The 21,361-nt window shown below is 73.0% G+C and carries 22 protein-coding genes and 1 pseudogene; 15 read left to right on the top strand and 8 right to left on the bottom strand.

The window, feature by feature from the left end; all coding sequences use genetic code 11:
• Positions 1 to 22: 22 nt before the first annotated feature.
• The 3 genes from J5X75_RS04835 to J5X75_RS04825 all read left to right on the top strand — a co-directional run bounded on the left by J5X75_RS04835 (position 23) and on the right by J5X75_RS04825 (position 2,805).
• Positions 23 to 1,093 (top strand): sensor histidine kinase, encoded by a 1,071-nt coding sequence (locus J5X75_RS04835; protein WP_208466044.1) that lies wholly within the window; start codon positions 23 to 25, stop codon positions 1,091 to 1,093.
• Positions 1,090 to 1,746, top strand: coding sequence for a response regulator (locus J5X75_RS04830; RefSeq protein ID WP_208466043.1), 657 nt, complete (start codon positions 1,090 to 1,092; stop codon positions 1,744 to 1,746). The genes J5X75_RS04835 and J5X75_RS04830 overlap by 4 nt, the downstream gene beginning before the upstream one ends.
• A gap of 63 nt (positions 1,747 to 1,809) precedes the next feature.
• Positions 1,810 to 2,805, top strand: coding sequence for an NAD(P)-dependent alcohol dehydrogenase (locus J5X75_RS04825; protein WP_208466042.1), 996 nt, complete (start codon positions 1,810 to 1,812; stop codon positions 2,803 to 2,805).
• Here the strand turns inward: J5X75_RS04825 and J5X75_RS04820 are convergent, their stop codons facing one another.
• Both J5X75_RS04820 and J5X75_RS04815 read right to left on the bottom strand, forming a co-directional pair.
• Entirely contained in the window at positions 2,806 to 3,840 is a 1,035-nt protein-coding gene (locus tag J5X75_RS04820; protein WP_443607020.1) for an LLM class F420-dependent oxidoreductase, read from the bottom strand. It lies immediately after the preceding gene.
• Positions 3,840 to 4,919 carry a Zn-dependent alcohol dehydrogenase gene (locus J5X75_RS04815; RefSeq protein ID WP_208466041.1) on the bottom strand — a complete coding sequence of 360 codons (1,080 nt, stop codon included), beginning with the start codon at positions 4,917 to 4,919 and terminating at the stop codon, positions 3,840 to 3,842. The genes J5X75_RS04820 and J5X75_RS04815 overlap by 1 nt, the downstream gene beginning before the upstream one ends.
• A 90-nt stretch (positions 4,920 to 5,009) precedes the next feature.
• On the opposite strand from J5X75_RS04815, the gene J5X75_RS04810 reads away from it, so the two are divergent.
• The 6 genes from J5X75_RS04810 to J5X75_RS45865 all read left to right on the top strand — a co-directional run bounded on the left by J5X75_RS04810 (position 5,010) and on the right by J5X75_RS45865 (position 10,017).
• Positions 5,010 to 5,600, top strand: coding sequence for a TetR/AcrR family transcriptional regulator (locus J5X75_RS04810; RefSeq protein WP_208466040.1), 591 nt, complete (start codon positions 5,010 to 5,012; stop codon positions 5,598 to 5,600).
• Between the two features lie 49 nt (positions 5,601 to 5,649).
• Positions 5,650 to 6,411: a glucose 1-dehydrogenase gene (locus tag J5X75_RS04805; RefSeq protein WP_208466039.1), complete on the top strand. Its 762-nt coding sequence runs from the start codon at positions 5,650 to 5,652 to the stop codon at positions 6,409 to 6,411.
• A 1-nt stretch (position 6,412) separates the two neighbouring features.
• Positions 6,413 to 7,324 carry an SDR family NAD(P)-dependent oxidoreductase gene (locus J5X75_RS04800; RefSeq protein WP_208466038.1) on the top strand — a complete coding sequence of 304 codons (912 nt, stop codon included), beginning with the start codon at positions 6,413 to 6,415 and terminating at the stop codon, positions 7,322 to 7,324.
• On the top strand, positions 7,321 to 7,773 hold the full coding sequence (locus J5X75_RS04795) for a pyridoxamine 5'-phosphate oxidase family protein (protein ID WP_372450833.1): 453 nt from the start codon (positions 7,321 to 7,323) through the stop codon (positions 7,771 to 7,773). The genes J5X75_RS04800 and J5X75_RS04795 overlap by 4 nt, the downstream gene beginning before the upstream one ends.
• Positions 7,774 to 7,814: 41 nt before the next feature.
• A complete protein-coding gene (locus J5X75_RS04790) occupies positions 7,815 to 8,414 on the top strand; it encodes a TetR/AcrR family transcriptional regulator (RefSeq protein ID WP_208466037.1) in 600 nt (199 codons plus the stop codon).
• Between the two features lie 106 nt (positions 8,415 to 8,520).
• Positions 8,521 to 10,017: a GGDEF domain-containing protein gene (locus J5X75_RS45865; RefSeq protein ID WP_208466036.1), complete on the top strand. Its 1,497-nt coding sequence runs from the start codon at positions 8,521 to 8,523 to the stop codon at positions 10,015 to 10,017.
• Between the two features lie 17 nt (positions 10,018 to 10,034).
• On the opposite strand, the gene J5X75_RS04780 is transcribed toward J5X75_RS45865, so the two are convergent.
• The 4 genes and pseudogenes from J5X75_RS04780 to J5X75_RS43945 all read right to left on the bottom strand — a co-directional run.
• Positions 10,035 to 11,066 carry an MBL fold metallo-hydrolase gene (locus J5X75_RS04780; protein WP_238487300.1) on the bottom strand — a complete coding sequence of 344 codons (1,032 nt, stop codon included), beginning with the start codon at positions 11,064 to 11,066 and terminating at the stop codon, positions 10,035 to 10,037.
• A gap of 44 nt (positions 11,067 to 11,110) precedes the next feature.
• Positions 11,111 to 12,619 (bottom strand): aldehyde dehydrogenase family protein, encoded by a 1,509-nt coding sequence (locus tag J5X75_RS04775; RefSeq protein ID WP_208466035.1) that lies wholly within the window; start codon positions 12,617 to 12,619, stop codon positions 11,111 to 11,113.
• Positions 12,620 to 12,652: 33 nt separating this feature from the next.
• Positions 12,653 to 13,459, bottom strand: a complete 807-nt coding sequence (locus J5X75_RS46370; protein ID WP_372450837.1) for an SDR family oxidoreductase — start codon at positions 13,457 to 13,459, stop codon at positions 12,653 to 12,655.
• Between the two features lie 306 nt (positions 13,460 to 13,765).
• Positions 13,766 to 13,879: pseudogene (locus J5X75_RS43945) on the bottom strand (SDR family NAD(P)-dependent oxidoreductase); the annotation flags it as partial.
• 49 nt (positions 13,880 to 13,928) lie between these two features.
• Between J5X75_RS43945 and J5X75_RS04755 the strand changes: the two are divergent.
• From J5X75_RS04755 to J5X75_RS04740, 4 genes are all read left to right on the top strand, one after another.
• Positions 13,929 to 14,678 (top strand): enoyl-CoA hydratase family protein, encoded by a 750-nt coding sequence (locus J5X75_RS04755; protein WP_208466034.1) that lies wholly within the window; start codon positions 13,929 to 13,931, stop codon positions 14,676 to 14,678.
• 93 nt (positions 14,679 to 14,771) lie between these two features.
• Complete coding sequence (locus J5X75_RS04750; protein WP_208466033.1) at positions 14,772 to 15,647, top strand: CoA transferase subunit A; 876 nt, start codon at positions 14,772 to 14,774, stop codon at positions 15,645 to 15,647.
• A complete protein-coding gene (locus tag J5X75_RS04745; protein ID WP_208466032.1) occupies positions 15,644 to 16,327 on the top strand; it encodes a CoA-transferase subunit beta in 684 nt (227 codons plus the stop codon). The genes J5X75_RS04750 and J5X75_RS04745 overlap by 4 nt, the downstream gene beginning before the upstream one ends.
• Positions 16,327 to 17,376, top strand: a complete 1,050-nt coding sequence (locus J5X75_RS04740) for an NAD(P)H-dependent flavin oxidoreductase (protein ID WP_208466031.1) — start codon at positions 16,327 to 16,329, stop codon at positions 17,374 to 17,376. Before J5X75_RS04745 ends, J5X75_RS04740 begins: the two co-directional genes overlap by 1 nt.
• On the opposite strand, the gene J5X75_RS04735 is transcribed toward J5X75_RS04740, so the two are convergent.
• Both J5X75_RS04735 and J5X75_RS04730 read right to left on the bottom strand, forming a co-directional pair.
• Positions 17,360 to 18,469 (bottom strand): acetyl-CoA C-acetyltransferase, encoded by a 1,110-nt coding sequence (locus J5X75_RS04735; RefSeq protein WP_208466030.1) that lies wholly within the window; start codon positions 18,467 to 18,469, stop codon positions 17,360 to 17,362. The two genes, J5X75_RS04740 and J5X75_RS04735, sit on opposite strands and share 17 nt — an antisense overlap.
• 9 nt (positions 18,470 to 18,478) lie before the next feature.
• Positions 18,479 to 19,729, bottom strand: a complete 1,251-nt coding sequence (locus J5X75_RS04730) for a glycosyltransferase (protein WP_208466029.1) — start codon at positions 19,727 to 19,729, stop codon at positions 18,479 to 18,481.
• A gap of 19 nt (positions 19,730 to 19,748) precedes the next feature.
• Between J5X75_RS04730 and J5X75_RS04725 the strand changes: the two genes are divergently transcribed.
• Both J5X75_RS04725 and J5X75_RS04720 read left to right on the top strand, forming a co-directional pair.
• Positions 19,749 to 20,219 (top strand): MarR family winged helix-turn-helix transcriptional regulator, encoded by a 471-nt coding sequence (locus J5X75_RS04725; RefSeq protein WP_208466028.1) that lies wholly within the window; start codon positions 19,749 to 19,751, stop codon positions 20,217 to 20,219.
• Positions 20,220 to 20,264: 45 nt separating this feature from the next.
• On the top strand, positions 20,265 to 21,350 hold the full coding sequence (locus J5X75_RS04720; RefSeq protein WP_208466027.1) for an acyl-CoA dehydrogenase family protein: 1,086 nt from the start codon (positions 20,265 to 20,267) through the stop codon (positions 21,348 to 21,350).
• Positions 21,351 to 21,361: the final 11 nt, after the last annotated feature.

Below are 21,361 nucleotides of genomic sequence, written 5' to 3'. Positions count from 1 at the left end.
ACGGTGGCCATACCATCGAGGGATGTGGGCAGCGTGGAACGAGCCCCGGGCGACGCCCCCGCCCCCGGTTCGGGTGTGGCGGGACTGGGCACTGGCCGGGTTGCTGCTGCCGGCCGTGGTCGTCGAGGGTGTGGTCCGGTCGGCGCCGGCGGGAGTCCTGTTCGCGGTGGCGGTGGTGCCTCTGGTGTGGTGGCGGCGGCAGCGCCCGCTGCTGATGCTGGCGCTCGGTTTCGGGGCGTGCACGGTCGAGCCGTTCCTGACCGGGTCGCCGAGTCTGCTGAGCATGGCCGTGGTCCTGTTGCTGCTGCCGTATGCGCTGTTCCGCTGGGGTTCCGGCCGGGAGGTCGTGGCCGGTTCGGTGATCCTGGCCGGGCGGCTGGCGATCGGCTGGGGCTTCCGGCAGATGACCGCGGCCGACGTGGTGGCCGGGCTGATCATCCTGTTCGGCATCGGGGCGCTGGGGCTGGCGATGCGGTTCGCGGCCCGGGCGCGGCTGCGGGAGCGGCAGCACCTGCGAATGCTGGAGCGGGAGCGGCTGGCCCGGGATCTGCACGACACGGTGGCGCATCACGTGTCGGCCATGGCGATCCGGGCGCAGGCCGGGCAGGCGACGGCGGAGACCGATCCGGCGTCGGCGGTGGAGGCGTTGCGGCTGATCGAGTCGGAGGCGTCGAAGGCGCTGGCGTCGATGCGGTCGATGGTGCGGGTGCTGCGCGAGCCGGGCATCGGTGACGTGCGGGCGCTGGCCGGGCCGTCGACGGTGGGCCCGCCGGTGGAGCTGCGGCTGGACGGTGACGTCGACGATCTGTCCCCGGCGGTGGCGGCCACGCTGTTCCGGCTCACGCAGGAGTCGGTGACGAACGCGCGCCGGCATGCCCGCAACGCCACCCGGATCGAGGTCCGGGTGACGGCGGACGAGACGTCCGTGCGGCTCGAGGTGAGCGACGACGGCGAGCACGGTGGGCTTTCTCCGGGGTACGGGGTGAGCGGCATGATCGAGCGCGCCGGGCTGCTCGGTGGGACGTGCCAGGCCGGGCCGAACCCGGATCGTGGCTGGTCGGTCAGCGCGACCCTGCCGAGAGTGGCGGCGTGAGCGTTCGGGTGGTGGTCGCGGACGATCAGGAGATCGTCCGGACCGGGCTGGCGATCATGCTGAACGCGCAGCCGGACATCGAGGTGGTCGGTGAGGCCGGGGACGGGCGGCAGGCGGTGGAGCTGGCCCGGCGGCTGCGGCCGGACGTGTGCCTGCTGGACATCCGGATGCCCGGCATCGACGGGATCGAGGCGACCCGGCTGCTGGCCGGTCCGGCGGTCGCGGATCCGCTTCCGGTCGTGGTGATCACGACGTTCGACCTGGACGAGTACGTGTACGCGGCACTGCGCGCGGGCGCCCGCGGTTTTCTGCTCAAGGACGCCGGGACGGCGCTGCTGGGTCAGGCGGTGCGGGCGGCCGCGTCCGGGGACGCGCTGATCGCCCCGGCCGTCACGACCCGGCTGCTGAAGGCGTTCGCCGGGACGGCTCCGGCGCCGGCGCCGCGGCAGCCGGTGGATCCGCTGACCGAGCGGGAGGAGCAGGTGCTGGCGCTGGTGGCCCGGGGCCGGACGAACGCGGAGGTGGCGGCCGAGCTGTTCATCACCCTGAGCACGGTGAAGACGCACGTCACGAGCCTGATGAACAAGCTGGGCGCGCGGAACCGGGTGGAGGTGGCGATCTGGGCGTACGAGACGCGGCGGATCGAACTTTAGTACGGCTTGCGGGGCGTACCGGGGACCGATGAAAGGGGACCGTCCAGCGCCGACCATCGAGACATGAGGGCGATGGTGCAGGACCGGTACGGCGAGACGCTGCGGATGGCCGAGGTGGCGGCGCCGGTTCCGGGTGACGACGAGATTCTGGTACGGGTGCGGGCCGCGTCCCTGAACGCACGGGACTGGCACGTCATGCGCGGCGACCCGTACGTGGCCCGGTTGATGTCCCCGATCTTCGGCCGGCGCGGGCCGGCCGCCCCGATCCGGGGCAGTGACGTGGCCGGGGTGGTGACCGCGGTGGGCCGGTCGGTGACCCGGTTCGCGCCGGGTGACGAGGTGTTCGGCGACGTGAGCGCCCACGATGGAGGTTTCGCCGAGCTGGTGTGCGTGCCGGAGTCGCTGGCGCAGCGCCGCCCGGCGAACCTGAGTTTCGAGGAGGCCGCGACCCTGCCGCTGGCCGGCCAGACGGCGCTGCTGGCGGTGCGGGACGTGGCGCCGGTACGGCCCGGCCATCGGGTGCTGGTCAACGGTGCGTCCGGTGGGGTGGGTACGTTCGCGGTGCAGCTGGCCCGCGCGTACGGGGCGGAGGTGACCGGCGTGTGCAGCACCCGCAACGCCGACCTGGTGTCCGCGCTGGGCGCCGAGGTGGTCGACTACACGCGGGAGGACTTCACCCGCTCCGGCCACCGGTACGACATCGTGCTGGACCTGGCGGCGAGCCGTCCCCTGCGGGCGCTGCGCCGGGCGGTGGCCCCGGGCGGGACGCTGGTGCTGGGCGGTGGCGGCAACGCGCGCCCCGGCCGTCCGTCGCTGATCGGGCCGGTGGGGCTGACCGTTGCCGGGCAGACGGTGGGCCGGCTGGGCCGGACCCGGGTGGTGCAGCTGAACGCGAGGTCGGACCCGGCGATGCTGGCCACGCTGCGGGAGCTGGCCGAGGAGAAGACGATCGTGCCGGTGATCGACCGGGCGTACCCGTTCGAGCAGACCACGGAGGCGCTGCGCTATCTGATGGTCGAGCACGCCCGGGCGAAAGTGGTCGTCACCTTCCCGGCGTGATCACCGGGTGGCCAGCAGGGTGGCCAGGGTCTGCACGTCCTTGACCCGTTCGGCACGTTCGGCGGCCAGGGGGGACACCAGCAGTGTGGTGACGCCGGCGCCGGCCAGGGCGTCGAGGCGGCGGCGGATCTCGTCCGGCGGGCCGGTCAGCGAGGTGGCGGCGACCAGGTCCTCGGGTACGGCGGCGACCGCCTCGGCCCGGCGGCCGGACAGGTAGAGCTCCTGGATGCGGGTGGCGGCGTCGGCGTACCCGTACCGGCGGACCAGGTCGTTGGAGAAGTTGCGGCCGCGCGCGCCCATCCCGCCCAGGTAGAGGGCGAGCTGGGCGCGGTGCCGGTCCAGGCCCTGCTCGCGCAGCGCGAACGGCACCGGGACGCTGATGTCGAGCGGGCCGAGCGCCGGGTCGCGGCGGGACCGGCCGTCGGCCAGCGCGTCGCCGAACACCCGGCCGGCGGCGCGCGGGTCGAGCCACAGCGCCTGCCAGCCCTCGGCGATCTCGGCGGCCAGGGCCACGTTGCGCGGGCCCATGGCGGCCAGCAGGACCGGGATCCGCGGCCGGACCGGGTGGTTGATCAGCTTGAGGGGTTTGGCGTACTCCCCCGGCCGCGGGATCCGGTAGTGGTCGCCCTCGAAGACGAGGGTCTCGCGGCGCCACACCCGGCGGCAGATCTCGACGATCTCCCGGGTGCGGGCCACCGGGGCGTCGTACCGGACGCCGTGGAAGCCCTCGATCACCTGCGGTCCGGAGGCGCCCAGCCCGAGGCTGAACCGGCCGCCCGACACGTAGTCGATACCGGCCGCGGTCATCGCGGTCAGGGTGGGTGTGCGGGTGTAGAGCTGCATCACCCCGGACGCCAGCCCCATGCGGCGGGTGCGGGCGGCCAGGAAGCCGAGCCGGCTCACCGCGTCGAAGCTGTACGCCTCCGGCACCACGACCAGTTCGGCGCCGGCCTCCTCGTACTCCACGACCTCGTCGACGTCCGCCGCGAAGCCCTCGCCGCTGTAGCCGAGCTGGATCCCGAGGCGCATGGTCATCAGTCGTGGACGATCACTTGGCGGATCACGTCGCCGCTGCCCAGTGCGGCCAGCGCGTCGCCGACCTGGTCCAGCCGCAGCCGCCGGCTGATCATGCCCTCGATGTCCAGGCGGCCGGCCCGCCAGAGGGCCAGCAGGCGGGGGAAGTCGCGGTGCGGTTCGGCGGAGCCGTACAGCGAGGGCAGGATGCGTTTGCCCTCGAAGAGCAGCTCGAACGGGCTGAACTCGACCTGGTGCTCGGCGCGGCCGGCGCCCACCACGATCACGCTGCCGCCGCGCCGGCACGCGGTCCACGCGGTCCGGAGCGTCTCGGGTACGGCGACGACGTCGAAGGCGTGGTCGAAGCCCTCCGGCGCCACCGTCATCTGGAGGTCGCTCAGCTCGTCCGGGGTGGCGGTGTGGGTGGCGCCGAACCGGCGGGCCGCCTCGTGCCGGGCCGGCACCGTGTCCACCGCCATGATCAGGGCCGCGCCGGCGATCCGGGCGCCCTGGACGGCCGCGATGCCGACGCCGCCGCAGCCGATCACCACGACGCTGTCGCCGGGCCGCACCCGCGCCGTGTTGATCACCGCGCCCACGCCGGTGGTGACGCCGCAGCCGACCAGGGCGGCCACCTCGTACGGAACGTCGTCGTCGATCTTCACCGCCCCGGCCCGCGGGACCACCATCTCCTCGGCGAACGCCCCGCATCCGGCCATCCCGAAGACCGGCAGGTCCCCGGCGGTGAACCGGGGCATCACGTAGCCGGCCATCACGTGTGTCATGCAGAGGTACGGCTCGGCGCGCCGGCAGTGCGTGCAGACACCGCAGGCGGGCAGCCAGTTGACCGCGACCCGGTCGCCCGGCGCCAGGTCGTCCACGTTGTCGCCGACCTCGAGCACGTCACCGGCCGCCTCGTGGCCGAGCACGGCGGGCACCGGCTGGGGCAGGCCGCCGCGCAGGGCGGACAGGTCGGAGTGGCAGACGCCGGACGCGCGCACCCGCAGGCGCACCTCGCCCGGTCCGGGGCCGAGGACGGCCACGTCGTCGCGGATGTCGAGTTTCTCGTCCCCGATCGTGTGCAGCACGGCCGCGCGCATCCCGGCACCTCCTCGAAAATTAGAACGCGTTCTACGCTAACCGGGAGGGGTGTACCAAGCAAGCGTTCGGTCGGCGCCCATAATGGCCCGGTGACCACCTCGAAGACGCCGTCCGAACGGCGCACGCACCTGGTCCGGCTGGCCGGCGACCTCTTCGCCGAGCAGGGGTTCCGGGCCACCACCGTGCGGCAGATCGCGGACGCCGCGGGCATCCTGTCCGGCAGCCTCTACCACCACTTCGACTCCAAGGAGTCGATCGGCGACGAGATCCTCAGCGCGTTCCTGGAGGACGTGCTGGCCGGGTACCGGGCCGCGGTGGCCGAGAGCGACGACCCGCGGGCGGCGATCGAGCGGATCGTCCGGTCCAGCACGGCCACGCTGGACCGGCACCGGGCCGCGCTCACCATGCTCCAGCGCGACTGGAACTACTTCTCCGGGCAGCCCCGGTTCGCGTACCTGCGGACCGCCATGAAGGAGATCGAGCAGACCTGGATCGACCTGCTGGAACGCGGCCGGGAGACCGGGGTGTTCCGGGCCGACCTGGACGCGCGGCTGACGTACCGGCTGCTCCGCGACATCCTCTGGCTGCCGACGTCGTGGGCGTCGTCGAAGAGCTGGACCACCGACCAGATCGTCGACGGCCTGCTGCGGCTCCTTTTCGACGGCATCAAGTCGGCGTAGCCTCCCAAGCAAGCGCTTGGTAAGCGCTTCTTCGACACCGGGAGGCGCGATGGGGCGACTGGACGGCAAGGTGGCTCTGATCACCGGCGGGGCGCGCGGCATGGGCAAGGCACACGCCCGGCACTTCGCGGCCGAGGGCGCCCGGGTGGTGATCGGCGACGTGCTCGACGACAAGGGCCGGGCCGTCGCCGACGGGATCGGGGCGGACCGGTGCCGGTTCGTGCACCACGACGTCACCAGCGAGGACGACTGGGCGGTGGCGGTCGACGAGACGATCGACGCGTACGGGCGGATCGACGTCCTGGTCAACAACGCCGGCATCCTGCGGCACGCGCCGGTCGCCGCGATGGACCCGGCCGAGTTCCGGCAGGTCGTCGAGGTCAACCTGGTCGGCACGTGGCTGGGCATCCGCCAGGTGGTGGCGCCGATGACCGCGGGCGGCGGCGGCTCGATCGTGAACATCTCGTCGATCGAGGGCTTCGCCGGGGCGGCCGGGCTGTCCGCGTACAGCGCCAGCAAGTTCGGCGTCCGCGGCCTCACCCGGTCGGCGGCGCAGGAGCTGGGACCGGCCGGCATCCGGGTCAACTCGGTGCATCCGGGCGGCGTGATGACGTCGATGGCGCTGGCCGCCGCGCAGACCATGACCGGCGTCGACGGGGGCGGCTTCCTCAAATCGCTGCCGATCGCCCGGTTCGCCGAGCCGGTGGAGATCTCCCGGCTGGTCGCGTTCCTCGCCTCCGACGAGGCGTCCTACACCACCGGCGCCGAGTTCCTCGCCGACGGCGGCCTGCTCAGCGGCCCGGGGTACTGAGATGGCCACGCTGGACGGGCGGGTCGCGATCGTGACCGGGGCCGGGCAGGGGCTGGGCGCCGCCGAGGCGGAGGCGCTGGCCGCCGCGGGCGCCCGGATGGTGCTCAACGATCTGCCCGGGCCCGCGCTCGACGCGGTGGTCGAACGGATCCGGACGGCCGGCGGCACGGCGGTCGCGGTCCCCGGCGACGTGGCCGACATGGCCACCGGGGAGGCGCTGGTCAAGGCCGCGGTGGACGGGTTCGGCGGTCTCGACGTGCTGGTCAACAACGCGGGCGTGCTGCGCGACCGGATGATCTTCTCGATGTCCGAGCAGGAGTGGGACACGGTCGTCCGGGTGCACCTGCGCGGCCACTTCGTGACCACGCGGTTCGCGACCGCCTGGTGGCGGGACCGGAGCAAGGACGAGGGCGGCCCGGTCTACGCCCGGATCGTCAACACCGCCTCCGAGGCGTTCCTGCTCGGTTCGGCGGGCCAGGCCAACTACGCGGCGGCCAAGGGCGGGATCGTCTCTCTCACCCTCGCGACCGCTCGCGGTTGTGCCAGGCACGGGGTACGGGTGAACGCGATCTGCCCACGGGCCCGTACCGCGATGACCGGCGACCTGATGGGACCGCCGCCCGGCGGACCGGACCCGATGGCGCCGGACCGGGTGGCGCCGCTCGTGGTGCATCTGGCCGGGCCGTCCGGCGCGCGGATCACCGGCGAGGTGTTCGTGGTGCACGGCGACGTCGTGGCGCTGCTCGGACCGCCCACCGTGCGGGCCGTCTTCCGGGCGGCGACCGGCACCTGGACGGCCACCGAACTGGACGCCGCGCTCGGCACGGTGTTCACCGCCGAGCAGCCCAGGCCCGGGTTCGTCTGCGAGGAGACGCTGCCGCTGGCCGCGACCACCTTCGGCGAGCCGTCGTGAAACAGCGGGTCGCGGTCACGATGACCGATGACGAGGTGGGTGCGCTTCTCGCGTACGCCCGGAAGGTCCAGATAGCGACGATCAACCCGGACGGAACCCCGCACCTGGTCACCATGTTCTTCGGTCTGGCCGAAGGCCGGATCGCGTTCTGGACCTACCGGGCCTCGCAGAAGGCGCTGAATCTGGCCCGCGATCCCCGGCTGACCTGCCTGGTCGAGGACGGCGAGGACTACTTCGAGCTGCGCGGCGTGCAGATCACCGGGCGGGTGACCCGGATCGGGGACCTGCCCGGGGTGACCGCGGTGGGCCGGCTGATCGCGGCGCGAATGCCGGACGTGCCCCGCGACGCGCTGGACGCCTACGTGACGCACGCGGCCCGCAAGCGTGTCGCCTACCTGGTCCAGCCGGCCCGAACCGCCAGCTGGGACCACCGCAAACTGCTGTCCTGACCGTAGACTGGCCGCCGATCTCGAACGTGGCGGGAGGGCCGATGACGGCTGGGGTGCCGGCGGGCCGTCCCCGCGATCCCGGGGTGGACCAGCGGATCACCCGTGCCGCCGCGCTGGTGTACGGCGCCGACGGCTGGGCCGGGTTCTCGGTGGACGCGGTCGCCCGGAAGGCCGGCGTCGGCAAGGCCTCGATCTACCTGCGCTGGCCCAACAAGGAGGCGCTGTTCGTGGCGACCCTGGCCAGCCGGCTCGGCGGGGTGAAGGACATCGACACCGGCTCGGTTCGCGACGACCTGGTGGCGCTGGCCCGGCAGGTGCTGGCCACCTTCCTGGGCGAGGACGGCGGGGCGGTGCTGCGGCTCACCGTGGAGGCGGGCGGCATCCCGGCCGGGCGCGAGCACCTGGACCGGTTCCTGCGCTCGCAGGTGGCGGCCGCCCGCGCCATCGTGCTGCGCGGCATCGACCGCGGTCAGCTGTCCCGCGACACCAGCGTCACGCTGCTGCTCGACTGCATCAGCGGCGGGGCGCTCAACCACGCGGTGGCCACCCCGGCCGATCTGCGCGCGCAGGTGGCGGCGGGAGCCGACCGGTACGCCGAGGAGCTGGTCGACTTCGTGCTCTCCTCGGTGACGCCCGCCTGACCGGGCAGAGCCGAGTCCCTCACGAAACCCGCCGCGAGCGGGTGCCGCCCCGGGACGCGGACCGGAAGGGCTCAATCCGGCGCTCGCGCGACCGATGGGACCGGCCGTGCATCGGCTAAGCGGACTTCGGGCGTGGGTGGCATGGCTGCTCGCCGGAACCCTGGTCACCGTCGGATACCTGTTCGTCCCGGTGGACCACTGGCTCAGCTGGGTGATCTACGACCTCTTCTGCGTCGCCAGCGTGGTGGTGATCCTCCTCGGGATACGCCGTCATCGGCCGGCCCATCGATTGCCCTGGTTGTTGTTCGCCGCCGGGCTGGGCCTGTGGAACGTCGGTGAGCTGATGTTCACCTTCTACTTCTACGCCGGGCAGGAGCTCTATCCTTCGCCCGCCGACATCGCCTACTGTGCGGGCGTTCCGCTGTTGATCACGGCGTCCCTGCTTCTGGTCCGTGGCCGGGCCCGCGGCAGCGACCGGAGCAGCCTGATCGACGCGAGCATCGTGTCCACCGGTGTCACGCTGCTCGGCTGGGTCTACGTCATCGGGCCGCTCGCCGACGACCCCACGCTGAGTCTGGCCGAGTTGGCGATCTCGGTCACCTATCCGGCCTGCGACCTGCTGCTGCTCTGTATCGCGATCCGGCTGCTGACCCTGCCCGGCGCACGTACCGGCAGCTATTGGCTGATCACCGGCGCGCTCGTCAGCGTCCTGGTCGCCGACACCGTCTTCACCACCCTGATCAGCGTCGGCGGGCAGGAATCCAGCGTGGTCGCGGACGTCTTCTGGATGCTGACCTACCTGCTCTGGTCGGCGGCCGCCCTGCATCCGGGCATGGCTCGCCTCGCGGATCGGCAGCCGGCGCGCGCCGTCACGCTGACCTGGCGCCGCCTGGCCGTGCTCGGCGCCGCCTCGCTACTGGCCCCGGCCGTGCTGGCGGAGCAGGGCGTCAACGAGTCCACCAGCATCGACTGGGCACCCATCACGCTCGGCGCGATCGTGCTGTTCCTTCTGGTGATCACGAGGATGGGTCTGCTGATCCGGCAGACCCTGACGCAGGCCGACCAGTTGGCGGTGCTGGCCAACCGCGACGCCCTGACCGGGATCGCGAACCGGCGATGCTGGGACGACAGCCTGCCCGAGCGTCTGAGGGAAGCACAGCGCACCGGCCGCCCGGTGACGGTCGCCCTGCTCGACCTCGACCACTTCAAGCGGTACAACGACACCCATGGGCATCCGGCGGGCGACGCGCTGCTGCACGCGGCGGCGTCGGCCTGGCAGGCCGCGCTGCGCCCGGGCGACCTGCTGGCCCGGTACGGCGGCGAGGAGTTCGGCCTGGTTCTGGACGGCCTCGAACGCGACGACGCGGCGCTGCTGGTGGAGTATCTGCGGCAGGTCACCCCGCTCGGCCAGACGGTCTCGGTCGGGGTGGCCATCTGGGACGGCACGGAGACCGTTTCGGAGCTGGCCGGCCGGGCCGACGCGGCACTGTACGCGGCGAAGGCAGCCGGCCGCGACACGATCGTCTTCGCCCCGTCCCCGTCGACCGCGCCCGTCGACGAGGCGGCCGTCGACCGACCGTCGACCCGGGCCACCATGCGCTGACGGACGCTCCCCGCGGCTCAACTCCGGCAAAGGACGCCGAGGGCCAGCTGCGGGCCACCGCCCTTCCACTCCAGCTCGCCGGCGCGGACCAGCAGCTCGATGTGGGCGGCGGTCTCGGCGACCGCGCCGACCAGCATCGGGCCGATCTCCGCCCACGGCCGGGACCAGGTCAGCTCGGAGGCCACCTCCCAGATGGTGGCGGCGCCCAGGCGGTCGACCACGGACACGATCTCCCGGCAGCGCTCCCGGTGGTGCCGGTCCAGTTCGGCGGCGCGGGCCGCGATGCCGTGGAAGCGGTACTCGTGGCCGGGCAGCGCCTCGCATCCGTCGTACGCGGAGACCTTCTCCAGCGACTCCAGGTAGCGGCCGAGCGGGTCCTCGCCGCTGAGCTGGAGGCCGATGTTCGGGCTGATCCGGGGCAGCACGTGGTCGCCGGTGAGCAGCACCTGGGCGTCCGGCTCCAGCAGGCACAGGTGGCCCGGGGTGTGGCCGGGCGTCCAGACGGCCCGCAGACGGCGGCCGGCCAACGGCACCAGGTCGCCGTCGCCGAGCATCACGTCGGCGTCGGCGAGCGGGGCGAAGTGCAGGTCCACGGCCTTGCCGAAGGCGCCGAGCAGCCGGTCGATCTCGGCGTCCGGCACGTGCAGGGTGCGCATCCAGTCGCCGAGCGCCCGGCTCGGCTCGGTGTCCCGGTCCCGGCGCAGCTGCGCGCGCTCGGCCGGGTGCATGGCCACCCAGGCGCCGGAGGCGTCGCGCAGCCGGGCGGTGAGCCCGTGGTGGTCCGGGTGCACGTGGGTGAGCACCACGCCGGTGACGTCGGCGGCGGTCGCCCCGGCCGTGGCCAGCCCGTCGGTGAGCGCCTGCCAGCCGGTCTCGCTGTCCCAGCCCGGGTCGACCACGACCAGGCCGTCGTCGCCCGGGATCAGGTAGGACAGCGTGTAGCGCAGCGGGTTGTTCGGGATCGGCACCGGAACGGACACCAGGCCGCCGGGGAGCCGCTCCACCGGCGGCAGCGTCCGCGCGCGCCAGGCGGCCTGTTGTGCGTTCATCCCCGAGCCCCTTTCCTAGACGGATCCCGTCTAGGAAAGGGACCCTACATCATCTCCTCTGTCGTCGGGATGAGCACGGTCTTGAGCTCGGTGTACGCCTCGATCGAGGTACGGCCGCCCTCGCGCCCCAGGCCGGACTGGCCGAACCCGCCGAACGCCACGTGCGGTTCCAGTTGGTAGCCGTTGACGCCCACGGTGCCGGCCCGGACCGCCCGGGTCAGCCGCATCGCCCGCTTCACGTCACCGGTCCAGACCGTGGCGGCCAGGCCGTACGTGGTGTCGTTGGCCATCCGCACCGCCTCCTCCTCGTCGGTGAACGGCACCACCGCCAGCACCGGGCCGAAGATCTCCTCCCGGGCGATGGTGGCGTCGTTGGTGACGTCGGCGAAGACCGTCGGCTGCACGAAGTTGCCGGCCGCCAGCTCGCCGTCCGGCCGGCCGCCGCCGCAGACCAGCCGGGCGCCCTCGGCCCGGCCGCTCTCGATGTAGCCGAGCACCCGGGCCAGCTGGCGTTCGTTGATCAGCGGCGAGGCGGTGGTCTCCGGATGGAACGGGTCACCGTAGTTGACCAGGGCGGCCATCCCCTCGGTGACGGCCAGGAAGTCGTCGTAGACGTCCCGGTGCACCAGCGCCCGGGTGTGCGCCACACAGGCCTGACCGGAGAGCCCCAGAGTCACCGTGCCCATCGTGGTGGCGGCGGCCGCGTAGACGTCGGCGTCCGCGAAGACCAGCGACGGGCTCTTGCCACCGAGCTCCAGGCTGACCCGCTTCATGCCGTTCGCCGCGGCGGCCAGCACCCGGCGGCCGACACCCCGGCTGCCGGTGAAGGTGATCTTGTCGATCAGCGGGTGGTTGATCAGCGCGTCGCCGGTGCTCTCGCCCGGCCCGGTGACCACGTTGAACACGCCCGGCGGCAGGCCCGCCTCCTCGACGATCCGGGCGAGGCGCAGCGCGGAGAAGGTGGCGTACTCGGACGGCTTCAGCACCACGGTGCAGCCGGCCGCCAGCGCCGGGGCGAGCTTCTGCGCGGCCAGCAGCAGCGGGCCGTTCCACGGGATGATCGCGGCGACCACGCCGACCGGCTCGCGCAGGGTGAGCACCAGGTGCTCGCCGCCCTGGTAGCCGGGCAGCGTCTCGCCGGCCAGCTTGTCCACCCAGCCGGCGTGGTGCTCGAAGACGTCGGCCACGCACTCGACCGACATGGCGTAGGTCTCGCCGAACGTGACCGGAACCCCGTTGTCCAGCGCCACCAGGGCCTGCAACTCGACGGCGTGCTCACGGACCGCGTCGGCGATCCGGCGCAGCACCCGGATCCGCTCCTTCGCCCGGGTCCGCGGCCAGGGCCCCTCGTCGAACGCCTTACGGGCGGCCCGGACGGCGGCGTCCACGTCGACCGGGGTGGCCACGGCGAACCCGCCCACCTCCTCGGCGGTGGCCGGATGCAGGTGGGTCCAGGTCCGCCCGTCGGCGGCCGGGCGCCAGCGCCCGTCGATCAACAGCTCACCGCCGGCCAGGCCGACCTCGTCGCGTTTGGCCTTGATCGAGAGCACCATGCCGCACCTCCATCGGCGGAACTGAAACGCGTTCTACTTCTCGGCACGGTACGCCGAGTCCCGCACGTCCGCCAGATACGCCGGCCACTCCCCGCCCCCGTGAATCGCCAGCGACGCCCCGGTGATGTATCCGGCCAGCGGCGACGCCAACAGCAGGCAGGCGCTCGCCACCTCCCCGGGGGTGGCCGCCCGCCCCATCGGCACGGTCCGCGCCACCGACGACACCGCCCCCGGCTCCACCGCCTCCCGGTCCGGCCCCATCCGCCCCGAAACAGGCCTCCCAGCGCCTTCCCGCCTGTCCCGATCAGCACCCACCCGGTCGCCGCCCGGCTGCGGGACGCCCGTCCCGTCGCCACCCTCTCGTGGGACGTCTTGCCGTGTGGCGTCTCGAGACACGTTGTCGACAGGACCGACGACGAGGCTGTTCACTCGCACTCTTGGCGCCCACTCCGCGGCCAGGCTGGTGGCGAGATGATGGAGGCCCGCCTTGGCGGCGCCGTAGGCTGCCGTTCCGGGCGACGGCCGGGTCCCGCTGACGCTGCCGATCATGAGGATCACGCCGCCGGTGGGCTGCTCACGCATGACCGCGTTGGCGGCCTGCGCAACGTGCAACGGCGCGATCAGATTCAGCTCGATGATCTTCGCGTGCAGGCGCGGCGACGCCGTGTCGGCGCTCGCGGTCGGCGCTCCACCAGCGTTGTTGATCACCACATCGAGCCGGCCGAACCGTCGCACGGCCTCCGCGATAAGCTCCGCCGCCTGCGCCGGATCCCGCACATCGGCCTGAAAGAACGCCGAGGCCGCCCCTTCCGCAAGCCTCGCCCCTCCCCCCGGCGCCATCCCGTCCGCAGGCACCGCCGCATCCACAGGCGCCACCCCCGCCGCAAGCACCGCCCCATCCACAGGCGCCACCCCCGCCGCAAGCACCGCCCCATCCACAGGCGCCACCCCCGCCGCAGGCGGCGACTCCGACGCGGAGCGCGAAGCCACCGGCGGCGCGGCGGACGGCGACGCGGCGGACGGCGACGCGGCGGACGGCGACGCGGCGGACGGCGACGCGGCGGACGGCGGCGCGGAAGGCGGGGGTGACGCGGCGGACGGCGGCGCGGAAGGCGGGGGTGACGCGGAGGAGGGGGCGGTGCGGGCGCAGACCAGGACGTCGGCGCCGGCCGCCTGGAAGGCGCGGGCGATGGCCGCGCCGATGCCGCGGGTGCCGCCGGTGACGACCACGGCCCGGCCGGTGAAGTCGAGGGGGTCCATGAGGGTCGATGCTATCCACCCAAGCAAGCGCTAGGTTAGCCTCGACGCCGTGGGCATCGCACTGCACCGCGGCACGGTCGCCGAGGTCGTCCTGGACTTTCCGCCGGTCAACGCGGTGCCGGCGGCCGGGTGGCACGATCTCGCCGCGGCGGTCGCCGAGGTGGGCGCGGACCCGGGGACCCGGGTGGTGATCCTGGCGGCGGAGGGGCGCGGGTTCTGCGCGGGCGTCGACATCAAGGAGATGCAGCGGACCGCCGGGCACGAGGCGCTGCTCGCCGCGAACCGGGGGTGCGCGGCCGCGTTCGCCGCGGTCTACGACTGCCCGGTTCCGGTGATCGCGGCCGTGCACGGGTTCTGTCTCGGCGGCGGGGTCGGCTTGGCCGGCAACGCCGATCTGGTGGTGGCCGCCGACGACGCCACGTTCGGCCTGCCGGAGGTGGACCGTGGAGCGCTGGGCGCGGCCACCCACCTGGCCCGGCTCGTGCCGCAGCAGCTGATGCGCACGATGGTCTACACCTGCCGCCGGGTCGGCGCGTGGGAGCTGCACCGGTTCGGGACGGTGCTGGAGGTGGTGCCGCCGGCCGGGCTGCGGCGGGCCGCGCGGCGGGTGGCGGAGGAGATCGCGGCCAAGGATCCGCTGGTCATCCGCCGGGCCAAGGAGTCACTGAACGGCATCGACCCGATCGACGTGAAGCGCTCCTACCGCTTCGAGCAGGGTTTCACCTTCGAGCTCAACCTCGACGGCGCCGGCGACCGCGCCCGCGACGCCTTCGTCAAGGGAGACGACGCCCATGACTAGGCGACCCGCGGAGACGGGCACGCGAGCACGGCGCGACGAAAGCCACACGACGACGGGGCGAGGGCACAGGCACGCGAGGACGGGGCGAGGGGGATGGCCGTGGACAAGCGGATGACCATCGCGGAGGTGGTCGACGAGATCCGGGACGGGATGACGGTCGGGATCGGTGGGTGGGGATCGCGCCGCAAGCCGATGGCCTTGGTGAGGGCGATCGCCCGCGCCCGGAGACGGAATCTGACGCTGGTCACCTACGGCGGGCCGGATGTCGGGCTGCTGGTCGCCGAAGGATGCGTCGAACGGGTGGTGACCGGGTTCGTCTCACTGGACAGCATTCCCCTGGAGCCGCACTTCCGGCGGGCCCGCAGCGCGGGGACGCTCCTGTTGACCGAGTACGACGAGGGGATGCTCTACTGGGGACTGCTGGCGGCCGCGAACCGGCTGCCGTTCCTGCCGATCCGGGCCGGTCTCGGCTCGGACGTGATGCGGGTCAACCCGGATCTGCGGACCGTCCACTCGCCATATCTCGACGGCACGGAACTCGTCGCGATGCCGGCCGTCAACATTGACGTGTCACTCGTACATCTGAATCGTGTCGACGCCGGGGGAAACGGCCGTTACCTGGGCCCGGACCCGTACTTCGATGATCTTTTCTGTCTTGCCGCGAAGCGGCGGTTCGTCTCCTGCGAGCGGCTACTGAGCACCGAGGAGCTGATCGGAAGCGGTCCACCGCAGACGCTGCTGACCAACCGCTCGATGGTCGACGGCGTCGTGGAGACCCCGCACGGCGCGCATTTCACCAGCTGCGTCCCCGACTACGGCCGGGACGAGGAGTTCCAGCGGGAGTACGCGACGGCCGACTGGAACACATTCCGCGCCCGCTACCTGGACGGCGACGAGGACGATTACCAGAAGGCGGTCGCCCGATGGCGCGGGACCATGGACGACTACCAGAAGGCGGTCGCCGGATGACCCGGGCGGAGACCTGCGTGGTGGCGTGCGCTGAGGCGTGGCGCGGCGACGGCGCGGTGCTGGCCGGCACGGCGGGACTGATCCCGCAGCTGGGGGCCCGGTTGGCGCAGCTCACGTTCGCGCCGGAGCTGCTGGTCACCGACGGGGAGGCGACGCTGCTGCGGGACGGTGAGGTGGAGGGCTGGCTGCCGTACCGGGCGGTGTTCGCGATGGTGGCGGCCGGGACCCGGCACGTGATGATGGGCGCCAGCCAGCTGGACCGCTTCGGCAATCAGAACATCTCCTGCGTGGGCCCGTGGGAGCGGCCGACGTCGCAACTGCTCGGGGTACGCGGCGCGCCCGGCAACACGATCAACCACACCACCAGCTACTGGGTGCCCCGGCACTCGCCGCGGGTGTTCGTGGAGCGCGTCGACATGGTGTCCGGAATCGGTCATGACCGGGGCGCGCACGAGATCCGCCGGGTGATCACCAATCTCGCCGTGCTGGACTTCGAGACGCCGGACCGGTCGATGCGGCTGCGGTCGGTGCATCCCGGCGTGACCGTCGGCGAGGTGATCGCGGCGACCGGTTTCGCACTGACGATCCCGGACGAGGTGCCGCCGACCCGGGAGCCGTCCGACGAGGAGCTGAAGCTGATCCGCGAGCACCTGGATCCGCACGGCCTGCGGGAGACGTGATGCGGACCGCGCTCACCGAGCTGCTCGGCTGCCGGCATCCGATCGTGCAGACCGGGATGGGGTACGTGGCCGGTGCGCGGCTGGTCTCGGCGGTCGCCGCGGCGGGCGGTTTCGGGATCGTGGCGTCCGCGACCATGAGCCTGGAGCAGCTGCGCGACACGATCCACACGATCAAGGACAAGACCGATCAGAACTTCGGGGTCAACGTACGCGCGGACGCGCCGGACGCGCACGCCAGGGTCGAGCTGCTGATCCGGGAGAACGTGCGGCTGGCGTCGTTCGCGCTGGCCCCCGACCGGGATCTGATCCGGCGGTGCGCGGACGGCGGGGTGCTGACCATGCCGTCGGTCGGCGCGGTCCGGCACGCCGAGAAGGTGGCCGGCTGGGGTGTGGACGCGGTTCTGGTGCAGGGCGGCGAGGGCGGCGGGCACACCGGCCCGGTGCCGACGTCGCTGCTGCTGCCCCGGGTGGTGGACGCGGTCGGTGTTCCGGTGGTGGCGGCCGGCGGGTTCTTCGACGGGCGGGGGCTGCTGGCCGCTCTCGCCTTCGGGGCGGCCGGGATCGCCATGGGGACCCGGTTCCTGCTCACGTCGGACAGTCCGGTGGGCGAGCGCGTGAAGCGGCTCTACCTGGACGCGCCCCTGACCGGGACGGTGGTGACGACCCGGGTGGACGGGGTGCCGCATCGGGTGCTGCGTACCCCGTACATCGATGGTCTGGAACGCTCGGGAAGGGTGACCGCGCTGCTGAGGGCGACCCGGCACGCGATCGCGTTCCGCCGCCTGGCCGGGCTCTCCTGGCCGGAGCTGGTGCGGGCCGGGCGCGCGGCACGGCACGGCCGTGCGCTGACGTGGGCGCAGACGCTGATGGCGGCGGGCACGCCGGTGCTGTTGCGGGAGGCGATGGTCGAGGGGCGGCCGGAGTTCGGGGTGATGTCGGCCGGTCAGGTGGCCGGTGTGATCGACGATCTGCCGTCGTGCGCCGAGCTGATCGAGCGGATCATGAAGGAGGCGGAGGAGGGCCTGGACCGGCTCAGAGCCGTTCGATGATGGTGACGTTGGCCTGGCCGCCGCCCTCGCACATGGTCTGGAGGCCGTAGCGTCCGCCGCATCGTTCCAGCTCGTGCAGCAGGCTGACCATGAGCCGGGCGCCGGTCGCGCCGAGCGGGTGGCCGAGCGCGATGGCGCCGCCGTTGACGTTGACGCGGTCCGGGTCGGCGCCGGTCTCGCGCAGCCAGGCCAGGACGACGCTGGCGAACGCCTCGTTGATCTCGAAGCGGTCGATGTCGCCGACGGTGAGGCCGGTACGCCGCAACGCGTGCGCGGTGGCCGGGATGGGCGCGGTGAGCATGAGGACCGGGTCGTCGCCGCGGGCCGAGAGGTGGTGGATGCGGGCGCGGGGGCGCAGGCCGTGGTCGCGGATCGCACGGTCACCGGCGATCAGGAGCGCGGCGGCGCCGTCGGCGATCTGGCTGGAGGTGGCGGCGGTGGTGACGCCGCCGTCGCGCAGGGGTTTCAGGGCGGCCATCCTGGCGGCATCGGTGTCCCGCCGGGGGCATTCGTCCCTTTCATCGGTCGACATCTCGCTCCCGAAGCGAGCCCCCAGCGCTCGACGGTGGCTGGCCAGCGCATATTCCTCCAGCTCAGCGCGGGTGAGAGACCACTTCGCGGCGATCTGGTCGGCGCTGGCGAACTGGGACATGTCAGCGTTGCCGTAGCGCGCGGTCCACCCGGGACTGTGGCGATACGGGCCGTCCGGCGCCATGGCGCTGGAGATCGGCACCCGGCTCATGTTCTGCACTCCCCCGGCCACCACGAGATCGGCGGTCCCGCTCATCACCGCCTGTGCCGCGAAGTGGACGGCCTGCTGCGACGACCCGCACTGCCGGTCCACGGTCACGCCGGGCACGTGCTCGGGCAGCCCGGCGGCCAGCCACGCGGTCCGCGCGATGTCCCCGGACTGCGGCCCGACCGTGTCGACACAGCCGAGGATCACGTCGTCGACGGCGGCCGGGTCGGCCCCGGCGCGGTCCAGCAGGGTGGCGATGACACCACCGGCCAGGTCGGCCGGGTGGGTGGCGGCGTGCATCCCGCCCCGGCGGCCGACCGGGGTGCGCACGGCTCCGACCAGATACGCTTCCATACCGCGATACTAGAACGTGTTACAGAGAATGGCGTCGGCCGCGTTGCCGGGGCCGTCGATGCCGTCGTAGATCTCGCGGATCTCCCCGGCCGCGCGCCGGTAGCGGCCGTCGCCCAGCATCGCCCCGGCGAGCGCGGTGAGCCGGGCCCCGTGGGCGTCCCGCCGGGCGATCCAGCGGCCGGCGCCACGGCGTTCCACCAGCGCCAGGTTGAGGTCCTGCTCCATCTGGAGCGGGATGCCGAGCAGCGGGGTCCCGGCGGCCATCGCGGTCTGCACGCTGCCCTGGCCGCCGGCGGTGACGGCCAGATCGGCGCGGGGCATGACGAGGTGGCTCGGCAGGACCCCGCCGACGTGCGTCTGGTCGTCGTTCAGGTCGCCCAGCTCGTGCACGGTGGCGGCGACCAGGATCCGGGCGCCGAGCGGGCGCAGGGCCGCGACCACGTCCCGGACCAGCGCGGGCTCGCTGGAGGTGATCGCCACGTAGACGAGCGGGCCAGGCTCGCCGAGGAACCGTCCGGTCGCCGCGGGCAACGGCACCGGCAGTTTCGCGTAGAGCGGCCCGGTGCAGCGCAGCCGGGTCTCCGGCCGGTAGCCGCGACCGGGCCGCCACGCCGCGATCGCGGCGGCCGGGACGCCGAGCACCTCGGGCGCCTCGGTGACCAGGGTGAGGTCGCCGAGCAGCAGGGCCGCGACGCTGGGCAGGCCGGGCACGCCGAGTTCGGCGGCGATCCGGTTGAACCCGCCGCAGTAGAACCGGGTCCGGCTGGGCAGCGCGTTCGCGATCCACCGCCGGGCCGGGCGGGGCAGCGGCAGGGTGCGGCCGCTGGGCGCGGGCAGCAGGCCGCGCTCGAACATCGGCGGCGCCCAGCTGGCCGAGTGCTCGGTGACCAGGCGGACCCCGGCGAGCCGGGTGGACAGGGTGGTGGTCAGGGTGAAGCCGGTGACCGCGGTCCGGATCCCGTGCCGGGTGAAGTACTCCGCCTCGGCCGTCACGTACGCCCGCAGCTCCTCGTCGCTGTAGGCGCTCTGCCCGACCGGCCCGCTGCTGGGCTGTTCGCGCAGGAAGCGGGCGCAGCGTTCGTCGTCCATCCGCGGGCCGACGATGTCGTAGTCGATGCCGGCGGCGCGCAGCGCGGACTCGTAGGTGCCGCCGTGGGTGGCGACTCTCGGGGTGACGCCGCGCTCGCGCAGCGCCCGGTAGATCTCGATCATGCGCGATGTCTGGGACAGGTACGCGCAGTGTGGCACCAGGCAGATCATGTTAGGTAATATATTGCGTATGACGGAGCCGGAACAGACCCTCTTCGATCTGGGGCCACGGTCGAGCCTCACCCCGCCGGTGCGCGCGTTCCGGGTCAGCCTCGTGCTCGCCCAGCGCCTGCGCTACCTGATGGACGACCGGCTGCGCGCCGACGGCCTGACCACCCAGCAGGCCGCGCTGCTCACCGCGGTCCGGGCGCTGGACCGGCCGGGGCTGACCGAGGCGGCCGCCGCCCTCGGCACCACCCATCAGAACGTGGCTCAGCTCGTCGCCGCCCTGGAGCGCAAGGGCATGCTGCGGGCCGAGCCGGATCCGGCCGACCGGCGGCGACGCCGGCTGACCGCCACCGAGGCGAGCGAGCGGTATTGGCGGGGCCGCGACGCGGGCGACGAGGCCGCGGTGGCCGGCTGGTTCGCGACGCTGACCGCGGAGGAGCTCGCGACGTTCTGCGCCCTCGCGGAGAAGGTGCTTGCCGGACTCGACCGATGACGCTCTACTAGTAGAACCTGTTCTACTAGTAGAGCCGAGGTCGCCATGCACGTCGGATACACGCCGGAGCAGGAGAAGCTGCGCGCCTCGTTACGGGAGTACTTCGCGGCGTTCCCGAAGGAGGCCTCCTACCGGGAGGTGGTCCGGCGGCTGGGACGCGACGGCTGGCTCGCCGTCGAGGGCCGCTCCCGGATCGACCAGCTGATCTTCGCCGACGAGGCGGCGCTGGCCGGGGTGCAGGTGCCGTTCCTGACGCTCTACACGGTCGGGCCGACCATCGCCCGGCACGGCACCGACCGGCAGAAAGCCGAGTTGCTGCCCGGGATCGAGGCGGGCGAGATCCACTTCTCGATCGGGTATTCGGAACCCGAGGCCGGCACCGACCTCGCCGCCCTGCGAACCCGGGCCGTCCGCGACGGCGACCACTACGTGATCAACGGGCAGAAGATGTGGACCAGCCTCATCGAGGACGCCGACTACGTGTGGCTGGCCTGCCGGACCGACCCGGAGGCGCCCCGCCACCAGGGACTGTCGATCCTCATCGTGCCGACCGACTCGCCCGGCTTCTCCTGGACGCCGGTGCGGACCGTGGCCGGGCCCTCCACCAGCGCCACCTACTACGACGACGTACGCGTACCGGCCTCCGCCCTGGTCGGCCGGGAGAACCAGGGCTGGCGGCTGATCACCGACCAGCTCAACCGGGAACGGGTGGCGCTCACCTCGGCCGCTCCCCTGCAACGCGCGCTACGGGAGGTCGGCGAATGGGCGCGGCAGACCGGGGCGATCGAACGGGAGTGGGTGCGGCTGCATCTGGCGCGCGTGCATGCGCGTACCGAAGCCTTGAAGCTCTTGAACTGGCGGGTCTGCGTCTCCGAGGGCACCCCGGCGGCGACCCGGGCGTCGGCCGGGAAGGTGTACGGCACGGAACTGGCGATCGAGGCGTACCGGCTGCTCATGGAGGTGATCGGGCCGGAAGCCGTGATCCGCGCCGGTGAACCCGGCGCGGTGCTGGCCGGGCGGATCGAGGCCATGTACCGGGCGTCGCTGATCCTCACCTTCGGCGGCGGGACCAACGAGGTGCAGCGCGACATCATCGCGGCGGGCGCGCTGGGCCTGCCGGTCCGGCGTTGAGAGGACGGGTC

The sequence above is a fragment of the Actinoplanes flavus genome (assembly GCF_017592555.1).
Lineage (GTDB): Bacteria > Actinomycetota > Actinomycetes > Mycobacteriales > Micromonosporaceae > Actinoplanes > Actinoplanes flavus.
Note: the sequence above shows the minus strand (reverse complement) of the source record. Positions and strands in the feature narration are given on the sequence as shown.